We start from the raw sequence: 14,872 nt of genomic DNA on the forward strand, positions 1-14,872 counted from the left end.
TGCCCAATTCAGCGGGGATTGGAACGGATGTTCAGGTTCCGGCGGATTGATTGACCGTAAACTTCGGGCTCCTGATCATGTACGGGCTGCTCGCCATGATTCCGGGAGTGGGCATCGCCTTCCTCTATTTGGACACCCTGGCGGAGATCCACCTTCCGCTGGTGCTGTTCGGCTTTGTGCTCGCCGCCATCCTGCGGGCAACTCTGGGAACGACGACGGCGGCAGTCACCTTTGTGGCCGTCCTGCTCGCCAAGGCGTTCGACACAACCAGCCTGAACCCGAGCCAGCATGCACTGCTGGCGGTGGGGGTATCAGCTGGCGGCATGTGCCTGTCCAACTTCAACGACGCCGGTTTCTGGGTTCTCTCCCGCTACTTCGGTATCAGTGAACAGGTCATGCTGAAGACGTGGACCCTGGGTGTCACCATCATGGGCTGCGTGACGGCGACCATTGCTTCGCTGCTGTTGCTTGCGGTGTCCTGACCTAACTCAATGGTTGTGCCCGCTGTGGGCCGCTTCCCTATGGGGAGCGGGCCCTATGGGCCGCCACTAAGACCGCATGTGAACACGCCGTCAGCGGTTTTGATTGCAATAAACGTCACCACGGTGGATCCAGCCACGGGTTCAGCTGCATAGATGTCGGCTCCACCGGCGGTCTTTCCTCGTACTTCAAGCCCCTCCAGGCTGCGCTCGCGAGGCGCCGGATTCTGTCCGCAGTTGAAATCCCGCTCCGCGTATTGGACTTTGGACGGGACTTCCTTGGGCCACAGAGTCCAGTCCCACGTCTGCTCGTGCACCTGCCACAGCCTTAGTCCGACCAGTGTCAGAACTACCGCCAGACCGACAGCGGCGGCAGAAGCCACCCAAGCCACTCTTCGCTTTGGACGGTGCATCCCGCAAGTATCCGTGGGGGCAGCTGCCACGTCAACGAGGCGCCGGAATCTCCCGGCTCAGTGGTCACTAAGGAAAGTGCAAGGTTCACTCCGCCCAATTGAATTCAGGCCACTGGAGACCAGGTCAGATTAAGAATGCCGGGGAGATCATCCGCTACGGAATGCCAAGCATCAGCCCAGCGAGCTCCTCAGCTATTCTGATGGCAGTGTTATTTCATTTTTCTCTGTGACCCAGAATCCATCTAGGGATTCCAGTTCGCTCCTTGGAGGAGCGATGATTCCGTGCGCCCTGCTGGGGGAACTCCATTCGAGTCCCCTTGCTGACTGGCCCAACACCGAACTCACCACTGGAAGATCACATGAACACAACACTTGGAAACTCCCGCGAGCCTTCTTCATCTGCACTCGATCGGCAATCCCTGCGCCCTGACTGCGCCAACTGCTTTGCCCTTTGCTGTACAGCCTTCGGATTCTCCCGTTCCGCCGATTTTGCAGTGGACAAAGCGGCCGGCTCACCGTGCCAAAACCTGGCGACGGACTTCTCCTGCACGATTCATGACCGCCTTCGTCCCAGGGGATTCAGAGGCTGCACGGTCTTTGACTGCTTTGGGGCCGGCCAAAACGTGTCGCAGGGGTTCTTCGCCGGGAAGAGCTGGCTTGAACGTCCTGAGACCAAAGACGGGATGTTTTCAGCCTTCAAAGCCGCCCGCCAGCTGCATGAAATGCTCTGGTATCTGGCCGAAGCCCAATCACGAACCTTCGATCCCGACTTAACAGCTCGTGCCGGCCAGTTGGGGAAAACGATCGACCACGCGGTCAGCGGCGAGCTATCCGCGCTCTTCTCACTGGATCTTCAGGAGCTTCACTCCCAGGTGAGGGCGTTGTTGATTGAGGCCAGTGAAGAAGTGCGGGCTTCCTACTTCGCGGCCGGGGATGATCATCTGGGGTCCGAGCTAAAAGCCGGAGCGGATCTGATGGGCAGGAATCTCAAATCCCGGCGGTTGTGCGGGGCGGATCTCAGAGGGGCCTACCTCATTGCGGCTGATCTGCGCGGCAGTGACCTGGCAGGGGTGGACCTGCTCGGCGCGGACTTGAGGGATGCGCGGCTTGAAGGCGCTGATCTGTCAAAGGCCCTGTACGTGACGCAACCGCAGCTCAATGCCGCAAGAGGCAGCTCGGCGACACTTCTGTCCTCGGATCTGACGATGCCATCACATTGGGAGAACGAATGAGGAAAATCCCTCGCTCTTTGTAACCCATGGCCTTGGTGCCGGAAACATACGTGGTGCACGGGAATATTAGCCCGTCGTGCAGCACTGTATACATTGCGGTCAGCACTACATTGGGGGATACAGGGAAATGACTACTTTTAATCGAACGCTACATGGCAGCAGTGACTATGTTCTTTGATCCGGCCACGCTCCCGCTGCACCTCACGTTCGCCGGGACTCTCGGCGTCGCATTCCTGCTGTTTCTCTGTCAGGCGCTGTTCTTTGCCCTCCTGCTCAGCCTGGCCGGGCTCGGCACCACGTTTTCGCACGTCCTTGCCGCTATCACCAAGAAGGGAAGGTCTGCCCGCACAAATGGCCGACTGCACCCTGGGCTGCAAGAATCTGAAGCTGCTGCACGGTGACAGGGCTGTAAACGCCCGTGCCGTCGAACCGCTGCATGGATCCAATTCCCACCAGTGCCACATCACATTGCGGACCGAGACGCAGGGAATCCTGGACCAGCTCCGAGTGCACTGCGGCGTCCCTGGCCGTACCGGATTTGTAGACATAAGCTGCCGGAAGCCTGCTCGAAGTCCCGTACAGCGCCTCGGATTTGTTTGTAGCCACCACACACCGGCAGCCCGGTCCGCCGTCGTAATTCCGTTTCCAATTCGCTGACCAGGTCCACTGGAGGGTCAACCCGGAACTGGACTACGCCTCGTGCGCCCGCCTCCGCCAGGAGGCGCGACACACTGGGTCGCGGCAGGTGCTCGACGGCGGCAATATCGTTCTGCAGCATGCCATCCCATGAAGTAGCGGCGGGCCACCCGTTCCAGGAGCCCGTCGTGAAGGTCCTCCTCCACCCGGCCCACTGCCAGCTCAGCCGGCCGGTGTCAGCGCGGCGGAGTCGCCGGGGATAAATCCAGGGTGTTGCGGATCAGCTCCACGGCCTCCTCCACCGTCAGTTCGGCCGGAACCCGGAGGTGGGCCTCGTCGGCCTGAGGCGGTTCAAGCGTGGCGAGTTGGGAAGCCAAAAGGGTTGCGGGCATAAACTCGTGCTCCCGCGTTTCAAGCCTGCGGGCGATGATTTCCGCTGCGCCGTCTATGTAGATCAGGAGCAGATCCGGCACCTGGCTCCGCAACAGATCACGGTAGGAGCGTTTGAGCGCTGAGCAGGCGACAACACTCGGATGGCCCTCGTTGACTCCCTTCGCAATAGTCGCCGCCACCACTTTCAGCCAGGGAATCCTGTCCTCATCGGTGAGCGGGGTGCCGGCGGCCATCAACGCCTTATTGGATGCGGGATGGAGGTCGTCTGCATCGATAAAGGGGATCCCCAGGCTCTGCCCCAGGGCCTGTCCCAGGACGCTTTTGCCGCTGCCGGAAACCCCCATAACCACCACCGGACGGATGACGGTCACGAGGCCCCCTCGCCGGCTGAGTAATCCGATGCGAAACTCAGCAGCACTTTGCCCGACTCGGCCGAGTTCTTCGCAGTCTCGAATGCTTCAAGGCCTTGCTCCAGCGGGAAGACGTGGGTGATGACGGGGTCCACAAACAGGGACCCGTCGGCCAATGCGGCAATGACGTCGTCGATCTCGTCATTGAACCTGAACGATCCCAGCAGTTCAAGCTCCCGCGTGATGGCCAGGGAAATCAGCACCGGCTGGGGCCCGGACGGCAGCAGGCCAACCATCACCACTCTCCCGCCACGGATAGTGCCCTTGATGGCGGAGGCGAGGCCGTGGTGGCTGCCTGAGGATTCAATAACGACGTCGGCCTCCACGGCCGCGATCGCCTCAGCATCTCCGGCCTCCAGCACTTCATCAGCCCCGACTGCCTGAGCGATCTCGAGGGGTTTGCGGTGCATATCCACGGCCACGATCCGGGCTGCGCCAGCACGCTTGAGCACGGCCACTACCAACGCTCCGATGGGACCGCTGCCAATCACCAGGGCAGTCTTGCCGCTGACATCGCCGGCCCGGGACACGGCGTGCCAGGCCACGCTGGCTGGTTCCACCAGGGACGCCGTTTTGAGATCCAGCCCCGAGGGAAGGACCCGCAGCATCCGGGAAGGCAGGTTGGCGTAGCGGCTGAACGCACCGTCCGTGTGTGGGAACCGTGCGGCGCTGCCGAGGTAGGTGCAACCCGGTGAGAGGTTGGGCCGGTCCTCCGGGTACCTGACGACGCCGGGACCTATGCCCGGTCCCGGCGTCGCCGGGTGCACAGCAACAGCGGAGCCCTCTGCTGGACCTGTTCCGTCTGCTGCAGCGCGGACCACCACGCCCACGATTTCGTGTCCCAGCACCATCGGTGCCTTGAGGACCGACTCCCCGGCTGCACCATGTAACCAGTAGTGCAGGTCCGAGCCGCAGATGCCGCCATAAGCTATTTCGACGACAGCCTGATCCGGTTGTGGTGATGCGAGGGGGATGTTTTCGATCCGGAGGTCGCCGGCGGCGTGTGCGACGACGGCGGGACCCGTTTCGGGAAGTTCGGTCAAGATGGGCATCAGACCACCACCGTCATTCCGCCGTCGATGAAGATGGTCTGGCCGTTGACGAAGTTTGAACCGTCAGAGGCCAGCCACACTGCCGGGCCGGCGAGGTCCTGCACGGTGCCCCAGCGGTGGGCCGGAGTCCTGCCCAGGATCCAGGAGTTGAACTGTTCATCGTCCACCAGGTTCTGGGTCATCTCGGTATGGATGTAGCCCGGAGCGATGCCGTTGATCTGCAGCCCTGAAGCCGCCCACTCCGCCGTCATGGCACGGGTGAGGTTCCGCAGCCCGCCCTTGGCCGCGATGTAAGGGGCGATGGTGGGGCGCGCCAGGTCGGTCTGGACCGAGCAGATGTTGATGATCTTGCCGCGGCCACGGGGGATCATAAAGCGCGCAGCTTCGCGGCCCACGAGGAAGGCGCTGGTGAGGTCAGTAGTGATGACACGCTCCCAGTCCTTGACGTCGAGGTCGAGCATGGCCACGCGGTGCTGGATCCCGGCATTGTTGACCAGGATTTCGAGCGGACCCACGTTCTCTTCCACCCAGGTCACGCCGCGTGCCGCTTCGGTGTCCTTCGTGACGTCGAAGGAACAGCTGTGGATCCGGCCGGGGGCAAAATCGGCGGCCATGGCGGCCTCGGCAGCCTTGAGCCGCTCCTCATTGATACCGTTCAGCACCACGGTGGCGCCGGCATCGGCCAGGGCACGGGCCAGTGCGTTACCGATCCCCCGGCTTGATCCCGTCACCAGGGCAGTGCGCCCGGTCAGGTCAAAAAGTGAACTCATGGTGTTGTCTCCTGAACAGTATCGATAACGCCGGCAGTGCTAGTGGTGCCGGTTCCGGCTGTGCTGGTGGCGGCGGAGGTGCTGATGTTTGCAATAGTCTGCCGTACTACGGCGAGGTCGAGGTCGCCCAGGCCCTGCGCCTTAAGTTTTGCGTAGAGTTCGACGCCGGCGGACGCCATGGGTACGACGGCGTCCACGGCGGCGGCACTCTCCAGCACAAACGACAGGTCCTTGTGCATGAACTTGGCCGGTCCCGTGGGTGCGTAGTCCTTGGCTGCAAGCCGGGGCCCGACGAATTCCAGGACCCGGCTTGCGGCCAGCCCACCTGACAGCACCTCGAAGAGCGCCCCGACGTCCATACCCGAGCGTTCCGCGAGTTCGGCAGCCTCGGCGAGGGCCGCCGTCGTGGTTCCCACAATCAGCTGGTTGCATGCCTTTGCGAGGGATCCGGCCCCGAGTTCGCCGAGCCGCCTCACAGTGGTTCCCATGGCCTCGAATACAGGCGCCAGCCGAGCAAAGTTTTCCTCGGAACCGCCTGCCATAATGGCCAGGTTCCCACGTTGCGCCCCTTCTGTGCCGCCGCTCACCGGAGCATCGAGCACGGTGGCGTTCCCGGCGCTCGCTTGGGCCACAGCAAGGCCGAAGGCCTGCACGCCCACTGGCGACACGCTGCTCATGACCACCACCAGCGTTCCTGGTTCAGGTGGCGCCAACCTCCATTCATCCAGGAGCCCCGACGCCGCCTCCTCGATGAAGGACAGGTCCGGAAGCATGAAGATGATTACCGGCTGGTCGCGGAGTTCCGCCACACTGGCAGCGCTGGCTCCGCCCAGCAGCACGAAGTCATCGACCGCGGCTGTGGAACGGTTCCAGGCGGTGACGGTCCAGCCGGCCTTGAGGAGGTTCGCCGCCATGGGGGCACCCATCAACCCCAGCCCGACGAAGCCGGCACAGCGTGCCGTACCGGTCACCGAGGTGACCTTGCTCTTCGCCGGGCCAGGGGCCTGCGGGTTGTTATCGTAGTTCAATTTCCAACCTTGGTTCCCGGGCCGAGACCCGTATTTGCTTGTAACGCTTACGTTCCGGGGACTTGCCCGGGACTACTTGCCCCAGATCTTGAGGTAGGCATCCTGGTAACCTACCGGATCCCACGCATCCGTTGCTGTGGTGTTTTCCTTGGTGGAGACGTGGATCTGCGGAACGTAGCCGCTGGCGGGCTGGTTGTTGAATGCCCTGTTCAGCTCATCCACAATCTGCCATCCCTCGGACTTCAGGGGGGAGGGAACGGTGGCTGTCTGGTATTCGCCGGCCTTAATGCGCTGGAGGGCGGAGGAGTCGCCGTCGCCCGCCCCGACGTTGAAGGGAGCGCCGTCGGCCTTCACGCCGCCGGCACGCAGGGCTGCTGCCGCGTTCTCGTAGTAGACGTCGTTGATGGCCACGGAGTAGGTCCAGGCTTCGTTGTGCTTGCTCAGAAGGGAGGAGACTTCCTGCGGCATCCGTGCGCTCACATCGGAGAGCGGAACGTTGTCGTATTCCAGGACCTTGATCCCCGGGCACGTTTCCAGTTCCTTCTTGATCATCTGCGATTTCCCTTCAGCAAAGGGGATGGAGGAGTCAGTGAAAATCACGACGCCGGCATTGCCGTTCGATTTGGCGATGACAAAGTCGGCGCTGATCTTGGCAACGTCCTCAACCTTGGTGGTGATGTTGGTGAAGAGCAGCGGGTCGGTGCTGGGGCCGGGGGTGGAAAGAGCCTGCCAGGCGGCCAGCGGGATTTTGGCGGCGTTGGCCTCGGCAACCTGGGCGGCGGTGGTCTTGGGATCAAAACCGCCAATGACGATGCCGTCGGGCTTGGTGGTGAGGGCCTGGCTGAACGCGCTCTGGATCCCGGCGGGTGTTCCGAGCCCGTCGATGACCTTGACGTTCCAGCCGATGGCGGCGGCGGCTTCCTGCAGGCCCTTGGCAACTCCGGCGACGCCGGGGTTGGTCATGGACTGGGCAACGTATACGAGGGTCTTCCCGTCGACGGCCTTGGGGCCGGTGGTGGGGCCGTCCCAGGCGGCATCCGACTTGCTGGCGGCGTCGATGGCTTTCTTGGCGGAGGCGACGACGTCGGTGCAGCCGCTTTCCGCCGAAGCTGCGGTTGCACCGGCAGCAGCGGATTCAGAGGAGCCGCTGGTGCAGGCGGTGAGCCCCAGGGCCATGATGGCACCCGCCGCAAGCAGCAGTCGGGGAGCAGAGTTGGACATGGTGAAGCCTTTCAGTCAGTGGGAAGTGCCTGAGATGGTTCTTGCTAAGAGGTGTCAGAGAGAGGTAGTCGCGGGGGCGGGTGCCGCGGAGGGAGCCGGTTTGGGCTCCAGTGCGGCGGTTGTGTAGGGGCCGGCGGGAGCCGGGGACCCGTCGTCGCCAGCTCCGGGAAGGGTGGGCGGAGGGGCGGCCACGGCACCGGCACGGAGTTTGCGGCGGGCAGAGTAACCGGCCAGGCCGACGGCGATGAGCAAAGTGACGCCGTTGAACAGCGGCGTGACCCAGAACTGGGCTCCGAGCTGGGAAATCCCGGCGAGGCCAATGGCCAGGGTGATGACCGCAACCAGCGTGCCGATGACATTCGCGCGCCCGGGTTTGATGGCGGTTGCACCCAGCAGTGCTCCCACAAAGGCAGGCAGCAGGTAATCCATGCCCACACTGGGGTTGCCGATCTGCTGCTGTGAAGCGAGGAGCACACCGGCCACTCCCGTGACCACCGCGGAGAAGGCGAAAGCGTAGATGGAATACCGCTTGGTGGGGATGCCGATCAGCGCAGCAGCCCGGGGGTTGGACCCAAGCACGTAGAAGTATCGTCCCAGGGGCAGGCGTTCAAACAGAATCCACAGGATCACGGCGACCACCAGCAGGTACACGGCGACGATGGGCACCCCGGCAATCTTGGAATCATAGAGATCCTTGAAGGAAACCGGCAGTCCGCCATCGCCCGGTACAACGCGTGCACCGTTAGTGATGGCTCCGGTGATGGCATAGAGCACCGTTCCGGTTCCGAGGGTCGCTACGAAGGAGTCGATCTGGCCGAACTCGACCAGCACCCCGTTGAGGACACCCACCAACGCCATCACCCCGATGGCTACGAGTGCTGCCAGACCCCACGGCATATTGCCGTCGACGATGAGCTTGAGGACGATCACGTGGGAGAGCCCCAGGCCATAGCCGATGGACAGATCGAACTTACCGGTGGCGATGGGGATCATGGCCCCGAGTGCCAGCAGGGCCGGGATGGCCTGGTTGCTGAGGATGGCGTTGAAGTTCCGGCCCGACAGGAATGTTTGGGGCAGGATCAGGGCAAACACCGCGAACAGGACTACCAGGATGACTACGAGTCCGTAGGGTCCCAGGAGGTGGGCGGCACCGCCGCGGTGGCGGTTTGTCTTTAGCTGGTTCATGTGAGGATTACTCCGAAGTCAGAGCAGCACCGGAGGCCGCCGCGGTGAGGTTTGCAATGGACAGGTCGGCGCCGGACAACTCGGCTGTGACTGTTCCCTGGACAAAAACGAGTGCCCGATGGCAGACGCTGGCGACTTCTTCGAAGTCTGTGGAGATCATCAGGACGGCGAGCCCGTCCGCCAGCGACTCCTCCAGCAGGGTGTAGATGTCCGCCTTGGCACCAACGTCCACCCCAGCGGTCGGTTCCTCGAGGATGATGAGCTTTCGCCGCGTGCTCAACCAGCGCCCGATCATGATCTTCTGCTGGTTGCCGCCCGAAAGCGTGGCGATGGCCACCTCGGTGAGTGCCGGCCTGACCCCGTACCGTTCAACGAGTTCTCCGGCCAGCTTCCGTTCGGTCTTTGGGCTGGTCCAGGTAAAAGGGTTCTTGGAGCGGATGGCGGGGTTGGGCAGGAAGTTTTCACGGAGCGTCAGCTCCGGGGCGCAGCCCTCTTCCATCCTGTTGCTGGTGACGAAGCCGACGCCGGAGTCAACGGCTTCCGCCGGCGTCCGCGGCTGGTAGTCCTTGGAATCGAGCTTCACCCTCCCCGAGGTGATCCTGCACGCCCCGGCCAATGCCCTCCCGAGTTCCATATGCCCTGCACCGGTCAGTCCCACCATGCCGACGACTTCGCCGCCGTGGACTGTAAAGGAGACAGCTTGCGTCTGCGAGGTGGTCAGCTCCTGTACTTCCAGCCGTTCAACGTCCTGCTGAACACCGCTCCCGGAGGTGTAGCTGACAGGCTTCCGGCCAACAATATCCACGATTAGTTCGCCCGGAGACTTCTGGGAAATGGGTCCGCTGTGGATCAGGCGGCCGTCACGCAGGACTGTGACGGTATCTGAAATGGCGAACACTTCATCGAGCCGGTGGCTGACGTAGAGCAACCCGTGGCCCTGGCTCCGCAAGTTTTCCAGCACGTCGAAGAGCCGGCGGGAATCTGCTGCGGGAAGGCTTGCGGTTGGCTCGTCCAGGACGATCACCGAGGCGTTGGAAGCGAGAGCCCGGGCGATTGCCACCAGCGACTTGTCCGCCCGGCTCAATTCGGAGACATGGCGGTCAGGTTCCAGGTGGGACGCCACTGTCTGAAGGGCCTCGGCGGCGTCGTCACGTACCTGCCGCCAGGAGATGAAGCCGCCGGAACGGCCAAACCCGGTGCTCAGGGCGATGTTCTCCGCAATTGTCATGGAGTCCACCAAGCCGAGGTCCTGATGGATGAAGGCCATGTTGGCGGTGGCTTCGGGGGTTCCGAGGGCGTGCCCGGCTACCGTGATGCGGCCGCTGGTGGGCGTGTAGAGCCCTGAAAGAATCTTGATGATGGTGGACTTGCCGGCCCCGTTCTGGCCTAGCAGTGCATGAATGCTGCCTGCTTCCAGGGTGAGGGTGACGTCCTGTAGAGCTGCGTTCACTCCGAACCGCTTGGACAATTCTTCAATGTGAATCAGCGGCATCGCGGGAGGGTTGAGTCCCATGTTCGCTCCTTGCAGCCCCAGTGCTGCATAAATTTCTGGGTGGTCATCAATGACCCGCTGACCAATATCCTGTACTAAGACCAACATATTGGTCAAGCATTCATGAGCGCTTGGTTGCTACGTGTCTTCCACAAGGGGGCTTCGAGCGAAGGAAAGGCCCGTACATCAGGGCACGCTTACGCTAACGGCGGCAGCGAACTGCTGCAGTTGGGGTAAGCGCTGGAGGGAGTATGGCGGGCTAGAGGGAATGTGAACTGAGCGGGTTGGCAAGGGCCCGGGCAATCTGCTGCAGCTCGCCCACAATGTCCTCATGCTTCAGCTCGTCGGCCCGCGCCTTGAGGAGCGTGGCGCTGATGGCGAACTGGGCAGGTTTCCCCGGGATGTCCACCACGGGGACTGAGAAGCAGACCACGCCAACAGTGGTCTCTTCGTCGTCCATGAAGTAGCCGCGACGCCGGGATGCCTGCAGTTCAGCCAGCAGTTCCGGGACACTTGTCAACGACTTGGGGGTGAAGGCGACAAAGGACTTGCCGCGGTAGCGGTCCTCAACAACGGCGTCAGGAAGGGTGGAGAGCACGGCTTTTCCTGTCGCCGTGACGTGGGCAGGATAGCGGTCGCCGATGTTTGCCGTCAGCCTGATGGGGTTGGTTCCTTCATAGCGGGCCAGGTACAGGACATCGGTTCCGTCCAGCAATGCCAGGCGCGCGGCCTCCCGGGAGATGAGCTTGGAGCGGCGGCAGAGCGCATAGAACTCGGAGAGTTGGTCCGCTGAGCGGAGGTAGTCCCCGGCCAGGGACAGGATGCGCCGGCCCAGCGTGAACCTGCCATCCGAGCGCCGCAGCATGCCTTCACCCTCAAGGGCCGCAACGATGTTGGCCGTGGAGGACTTGGCCAGATCCATCGACTTCGCAATCTCCGGCACGCTGACACCGGCCTGTCCTGCCTCGGCGATGAGGTCAAGGATGGCCATTGCCCGCGTAATGGCAGGCACGGAGCTTTGTGTGCCTGCAGTAGTCTCTGTCGTCATGTTGCGCTTCCCCTAGTCCAAGATATTGACTTTCGGCCAGTATATTGGCTTATCATTGCCGAGTCACCCCTCCCGTCTCCTTCGCAGGACCGGTGGCATCTCATGTGGCCGTCTGGCCTTCTGTCGGAGGCAACAGACCGGATTCCAGGACGGTCCCTAAATTTCAAGGAGTACACCGTGTGCGCGGAAGACATCAGGGCAACCTCACTCTATCGAGAGCCAGCCAATAACGGGCCGGTAGTTGATCAAACCCGCTTCGAGGAGGTCTTCGAAGAGGTAAAGACCTGGGGCACGTACAGCGATCCGTCCGCGGGGGCCTGGCAAACCGTAACTCCTGCCTCCGTGGTGGATGCGGCCTCCCTGGTCCGGAGCGGGCGGGTGGTTCCTACTGCATTGCCCTGGAACACCATAAGCGGGCCCTCCAACGCCAACCCGGCCCTCCACTACATGACGGATCTCGGTGTCCGTGAGGCTCCGGAACCATCCTGCAATAAAGACTTCATCGGCGTCGACTATCACGGCAAGGCTGTCAGCCACCTGGACGCGCTGAGCCATATCGCCTACAAAGGCCTGCTCTATGAAGGGCAGACCTCCAAGGACGTGGTAACCGCCACGGGAGCTGACTTCGGCTCCGTCAGCGCACTCGGCTCGCTCGTTACTGCCGCCGTGCTGTTGGATTTCGCTGTCCTGTTTGACGTGCCGTGGCTCGAGCCCGGTACAGCGATCCGTGCAGCCGACATCCTGGAGGCGGAAGCAAAGCTTGGAGTGAAAATCACAGCCGGCGATGCCGTCCTGATCCGCACCGGACACTTCCGGCGTGCAAGCGAACTGGGAATCTGGGACTCCTCGGACCTGAGCGCAGGCCTTCACGTTGACTGCATGCCACTGCTGGCCGAACGCGGGATCAGTGTTCTCGGCGGCGACGGCGATTCCGACGTGCGGCCCTCCCCCACCCCCGGTATTCACTCCCCCATCCACATCCTGGCGATCACCGCCATGGGGCTGCCTCTCCTGGACAACCTCGATCTCGAAGCTCTCGGCGCGGCCTGCGCCGAGGAGGACCGCTACCGCTTCATGTTCGTGGTGGCTCCCCTCAATATCCCCCGCGGCACCGGTTCGCCCGTTAACCCTTTGGCGGTCTTCTAATGGCATTCACCGTAGGCATTTCCCCTGATTTCCTTGGCCCCTCCGGAAAGAACGTCTGGGGCGATATCGGCCTCGCCGGACTGGACGACGCAGGCCTGGACTGGGAGTACATGCAGGATCGGGCGGCAGCACTGACGCCGGCCCAGATGGAGCAGTACGACGCAATCCTTTACGCTGCCCCGGCCGTGACGGCGGATTCCTTCGCCGGGGTTGCCAATCCCCCGCTGATCCTGGCACGGTTCGGTGTCGGATTCGACGCCGTCGACCTCAACGCCTGCACCTCCGCCGGAACCGTGGCAACCATTACTCCCGACGGCGCCCGCGGACCGGTTGCCACCGCCACCTTGTCCATGCTGCTCTCCGTGATGCACCACACCGTGACCAAGGACCGCCTGGTCCGGGAACAGCGTTGGGATCTGCGTGAGGGGTTCATGGGGACGGGCTTGTCAGGGAAGACCATCGGCCTCCTGGGCGTCGGCAACACCGGCGGGGAACTGATCCGCCTGCTCCAGCCGTTTGGAGTGCGTTGCGTCGGGTACGATCCTTTTTGTCCGCCGGAGCGCGCCGCCGCGCTCGGCGTCGAACTTATGGAGCTGGCGGACGTGGCCGAATGTTGTGACGCACTTGTTGTGATGGCAGTCCTCTCCGACCAGACCCGACACATCGTTAATGCCGCAATCCTGGAACGGATGAAAGCAACCGCCGTCGTCATTAATATGGCACGCGGTCCCATTATCAACGAGCCTGACCTGATTGCGGCGCTGGTCAGCGGCACAATTGCCGGCGCCGGGCTGGACGTCTTCGAAGAGGAGCCCGTTGCCAACGAGCTCATTGGCCTGCCGAACGTAACACTGTCCCCTCATTGCCTGTCCTGGACCGACGAGATGTCGCTGGGAAACGGGGGCAGCTGCGTGCGCGCAATCGTCGACGTGGCCAATGGCCGCACCCCGCAGTTTGTGGTCAACCGGGAAGTCCTGGAAGCGGCCGCGTTCAAGAAGCGGCTGAGTCTGCGGGCCACCTAGTCCTGGCCCAAGGTGCCGGCCATCCCTGGGCTCCAGGTAGCCCGCGCCCCGTAAAGCTGAGCCCGGTGAATCTGAAAGGGAAGCCACGTGAAACGTGCCATGAGTCTGGTGGACGGGAAGGACTGGGATGCCACGGAGTTCGGGGCCAGGGAAGAATCCTGGCGCAGATCCCGGCGTGAGCATCTGACATGCCTTTCCTGCGGGGAACCAGCGTTCTTCCGCGCGGAGTCCGGTGACCGGCGCCCCACCTTCGGGGCGCGTCACAACAGCACTTGCACTTTTGTGGTGCGGGCTCCGTGGAGTGTCTTCAAGTACCTGCAATAGCTGACGACGGTGGGTTGCCGCCAATATCACCAAGGAGACTCCTTGCGCCTCGCAAGAATAAAGACGACCACCGGGCCCCAGTTTGCTGTGGAGCGCGATGGCAACTGGGATCATGTGAGCGATCTGTTCGCGAAGACCTTTAGCTTCACGGGAGGCTCAACCCCCGAGGCGGAGGCGGTTTTCCTGGCCCCCGTCCGGCCCGCCGTCGTCGTCGGCATTGCCCATAACCTGACCATCAACGAACACCCTTTGCCCATCCAGGCATGGCACAAGTCCGTGCACACGGTGGCCAACCCGCAGGATGTGATTGTGGCTGCCCGACACAGGGGCACCGTCAACATCGAAGGTGAGCTCGCCGTCGTCATCGGGAAAAGCGCAACCTCGCTTACTGCCGGCAACGCGCTCGAGCATGTTCTGGGGTTCACGTGCGTCAATGACGTCACCAATGTGGACCAGGGGGCCGTAGATGAGCGGAACTTCCAGGGGAAGGCCGGTGTCAACTACACACCCTTGGGCCCCTGGATCGAAACCGAGCTGCCTGATCCGGACCTGGTGGGCATCGACGTCGCCGTAAATGGGGAAATCCGCGCGAAGTCCGGCACTTTCAACCTGCCCTCCTCGGTGGTGGAATGCCTCGTCTATGTCACGTCGTGGCTGACATTGGAACCGGGTGACGTGGTGATGACAGGCGCGCCGGGCACGGCCGTGGCGGTGCAGCCAGGTGACCGCGTGGAGATCAGTCTCGGAGGTTTGGGAAGCCTGAGTAACACGGTGGCATAGGGGTTTACTGAAGAAAAGGCAGCCTGACCTCTTGAACCTCAGCCCTGCACGTGTGAGTATTGCCCGAACGGGATAACGATTTCCCGCTCCCTCGGGTCTCACATATCAACTCCCCCAGCGCTGCGGGCGGGTGTATTTCTCGGGAAGACGGCATTCGCATGCCTCCTTCCGTGTTCCCTTCCCTCGCTGGATTGCCGTGAGGAGCCGCGGGTTTGGGCCCCTGCCTGGGCGGCGGTATTGT

Annotated in this window: 17 protein-coding genes; 7 read left to right on the forward strand and 10 right to left on the reverse strand. The window is 62.7% G+C overall.

Features of this window, described 5'->3' with window-relative positions; translation table 11 throughout:
* Positions 1 to 50 precede the first annotated feature (50 nt).
* Positions 51 to 482: a hypothetical protein gene (locus RIN13_RS10300; RefSeq protein ID WP_309107239.1), complete on the forward strand. Its 432-nt coding sequence runs from the start codon at positions 51 to 53 to the stop codon at positions 480 to 482.
* A gap of 53 nt (positions 483 to 535) precedes the next feature.
* Here the strand turns inward: RIN13_RS10300 and RIN13_RS10305 are convergent, their stop codons facing one another.
* Positions 536 to 862, reverse strand: coding sequence for a hypothetical protein (locus RIN13_RS10305; RefSeq protein ID WP_309107240.1), 327 nt, complete (start codon positions 860 to 862; stop codon positions 536 to 538).
* Positions 863 to 1,251: 389 nt separating this feature from the next.
* On the opposite strand from RIN13_RS10305, the gene RIN13_RS10310 reads away from it, so the two are divergent.
* The gene (locus tag RIN13_RS10310; RefSeq protein ID WP_309107241.1) at positions 1,252 to 2,124 is read left to right on the forward strand and encodes a pentapeptide repeat-containing protein; all 873 of its coding nucleotides are present in this window, start codon (positions 1,252 to 1,254) and stop codon (positions 2,122 to 2,124) included.
* Positions 2,125 to 2,276: 152 nt separating this feature from the next.
* Positions 2,277 to 2,525, forward strand: coding sequence for a hypothetical protein (locus RIN13_RS10315; RefSeq protein WP_309107242.1), 249 nt, complete (start codon positions 2,277 to 2,279; stop codon positions 2,523 to 2,525).
* Here RIN13_RS10315 and RIN13_RS20495 read toward each other — a convergent pair.
* From RIN13_RS20495 to RIN13_RS10355, 9 genes are all read right to left on the reverse strand, one after another.
* Complete coding sequence (locus RIN13_RS20495) at positions 2,446 to 2,733, reverse strand: sugar-binding domain-containing protein (RefSeq protein ID WP_375164759.1); 288 nt, start codon at positions 2,731 to 2,733, stop codon at positions 2,446 to 2,448. The two genes, RIN13_RS10315 and RIN13_RS20495, sit on opposite strands and share 80 nt — an antisense overlap.
* A 263-nt stretch (positions 2,734 to 2,996) precedes the next feature.
* The gene (locus RIN13_RS10320) at positions 2,997 to 3,524 is read right to left on the reverse strand and encodes a gluconokinase (RefSeq protein ID WP_309107243.1); all 528 of its coding nucleotides are present in this window, start codon (positions 3,522 to 3,524) and stop codon (positions 2,997 to 2,999) included.
* The gene (locus RIN13_RS10325; RefSeq protein ID WP_309107244.1) at positions 3,521 to 4,615 is read right to left on the reverse strand and encodes an L-idonate 5-dehydrogenase; all 1,095 of its coding nucleotides are present in this window, start codon (positions 4,613 to 4,615) and stop codon (positions 3,521 to 3,523) included. The genes RIN13_RS10320 and RIN13_RS10325 overlap by 4 nt, the downstream gene beginning before the upstream one ends.
* Positions 4,615 to 5,385 (reverse strand): SDR family oxidoreductase, encoded by a 771-nt coding sequence (locus tag RIN13_RS10330; protein ID WP_309107245.1) that lies wholly within the window; start codon positions 5,383 to 5,385, stop codon positions 4,615 to 4,617. Before RIN13_RS10330 ends, RIN13_RS10325 begins: the two co-directional genes overlap by 1 nt.
* On the reverse strand, positions 5,382 to 6,311 hold the full coding sequence (locus tag RIN13_RS10335; protein WP_309107316.1) for an NAD(P)-dependent oxidoreductase: 930 nt from the start codon (positions 6,309 to 6,311) through the stop codon (positions 5,382 to 5,384). The genes RIN13_RS10330 and RIN13_RS10335 overlap by 4 nt, the downstream gene beginning before the upstream one ends.
* Positions 6,312 to 6,485: 174 nt before the next feature.
* The gene (locus RIN13_RS10340) at positions 6,486 to 7,634 is read right to left on the reverse strand and encodes a substrate-binding domain-containing protein (RefSeq protein ID WP_309107246.1); all 1,149 of its coding nucleotides are present in this window, start codon (positions 7,632 to 7,634) and stop codon (positions 6,486 to 6,488) included.
* Positions 7,635 to 7,688: 54 nt separating this feature from the next.
* The gene (locus RIN13_RS10345; RefSeq protein WP_309107247.1) at positions 7,689 to 8,819 is read right to left on the reverse strand and encodes an ABC transporter permease; all 1,131 of its coding nucleotides are present in this window, start codon (positions 8,817 to 8,819) and stop codon (positions 7,689 to 7,691) included.
* A 7-nt stretch (positions 8,820 to 8,826) separates the two neighbouring features.
* Positions 8,827 to 10,332, reverse strand: a complete 1,506-nt coding sequence (locus tag RIN13_RS10350) for a sugar ABC transporter ATP-binding protein (RefSeq protein ID WP_309107248.1) — start codon at positions 10,330 to 10,332, stop codon at positions 8,827 to 8,829.
* A 238-nt stretch (positions 10,333 to 10,570) separates the two neighbouring features.
* Positions 10,571 to 11,359, reverse strand: coding sequence for an IclR family transcriptional regulator (locus tag RIN13_RS10355; RefSeq protein ID WP_309107249.1), 789 nt, complete (start codon positions 11,357 to 11,359; stop codon positions 10,571 to 10,573).
* A gap of 177 nt (positions 11,360 to 11,536) precedes the next feature.
* Here RIN13_RS10355 and RIN13_RS10360 point away from each other — a divergent pair, with 177 nt between their 5' ends.
* From RIN13_RS10360 to RIN13_RS10375, 4 genes are all read left to right on the forward strand, one after another.
* Positions 11,537 to 12,505, forward strand: coding sequence for a cyclase family protein (locus RIN13_RS10360; protein ID WP_309107250.1), 969 nt, complete (start codon positions 11,537 to 11,539; stop codon positions 12,503 to 12,505).
* Positions 12,505 to 13,527: an NAD(P)-dependent oxidoreductase gene (locus RIN13_RS10365; RefSeq protein WP_309107251.1), complete on the forward strand. Its 1,023-nt coding sequence runs from the start codon at positions 12,505 to 12,507 to the stop codon at positions 13,525 to 13,527. The genes RIN13_RS10360 and RIN13_RS10365 overlap by 1 nt, the downstream gene beginning before the upstream one ends.
* Before the next feature lie 87 nt (positions 13,528 to 13,614).
* Positions 13,615 to 13,851 (forward strand): hypothetical protein, encoded by a 237-nt coding sequence (locus RIN13_RS10370; RefSeq protein ID WP_309107252.1) that lies wholly within the window; start codon positions 13,615 to 13,617, stop codon positions 13,849 to 13,851.
* A 42-nt stretch (positions 13,852 to 13,893) separates the two neighbouring features.
* Complete coding sequence (locus RIN13_RS10375) at positions 13,894 to 14,631, forward strand: fumarylacetoacetate hydrolase family protein (protein WP_309107253.1); 738 nt, start codon at positions 13,894 to 13,896, stop codon at positions 14,629 to 14,631.
* Positions 14,632 to 14,872 lie beyond the last annotated feature (241 nt).

Source organism: Arthrobacter sp. (assembly GCF_031179985.1).
In the GTDB taxonomy this organism is placed as follows: Bacteria; Actinomycetota; Actinomycetes; order Actinomycetales; family Micrococcaceae; genus Arthrobacter.

Excerpts from the sequence above, each read along its gene's own strand:
- RIN13_RS10310 (WP_309107241.1), top strand. The coding sequence starts at position 1,252 with ATGAACACAACACTTGGAAACTCCCGCGAGCCTTCTTCATCTGCACTC.
- RIN13_RS10315 (WP_309107242.1), top strand. The coding sequence starts at position 2,277 with ATGGCAGCAGTGACTATGTTCTTTGATCCGGCCACGCTCCCGCTGCAC.
- RIN13_RS10325 (WP_309107244.1), bottom strand. The coding sequence starts at position 4,615 with ATGCCCATCTTGACCGAACTTCCCGAAACGGGTCCCGCCGTCGTCGCA.
- RIN13_RS10330 (WP_309107245.1), bottom strand. The coding sequence starts at position 5,385 with ATGAGTTCACTTTTTGACCTGACCGGGCGCACTGCCCTGGTGACGGGA.
- RIN13_RS10335 (WP_309107316.1), bottom strand. The coding sequence starts at position 6,311 with ATGGGTGCCCCCATGGCGGCGAACCTCCTCAAGGCCGGCTGGACCGTC.
- RIN13_RS10340 (WP_309107246.1), bottom strand. The coding sequence starts at position 7,634 with ATGTCCAACTCTGCTCCCCGACTGCTGCTTGCGGCGGGTGCCATCATG.
- RIN13_RS10345 (WP_309107247.1), bottom strand. The coding sequence starts at position 8,819 with ATGAACCAGCTAAAGACAAACCGCCACCGCGGCGGTGCCGCCCACCTC.
- RIN13_RS10350 (WP_309107248.1), bottom strand. The coding sequence starts at position 10,332 with ATGGGACTCAACCCTCCCGCGATGCCGCTGATTCACATTGAAGAATTG.
- RIN13_RS10355 (WP_309107249.1), bottom strand. The coding sequence starts at position 11,359 with ATGACGACAGAGACTACTGCAGGCACACAAAGCTCCGTGCCTGCCATT.
- RIN13_RS10365 (WP_309107251.1), top strand. The coding sequence starts at position 12,505 with ATGGCATTCACCGTAGGCATTTCCCCTGATTTCCTTGGCCCCTCCGGA.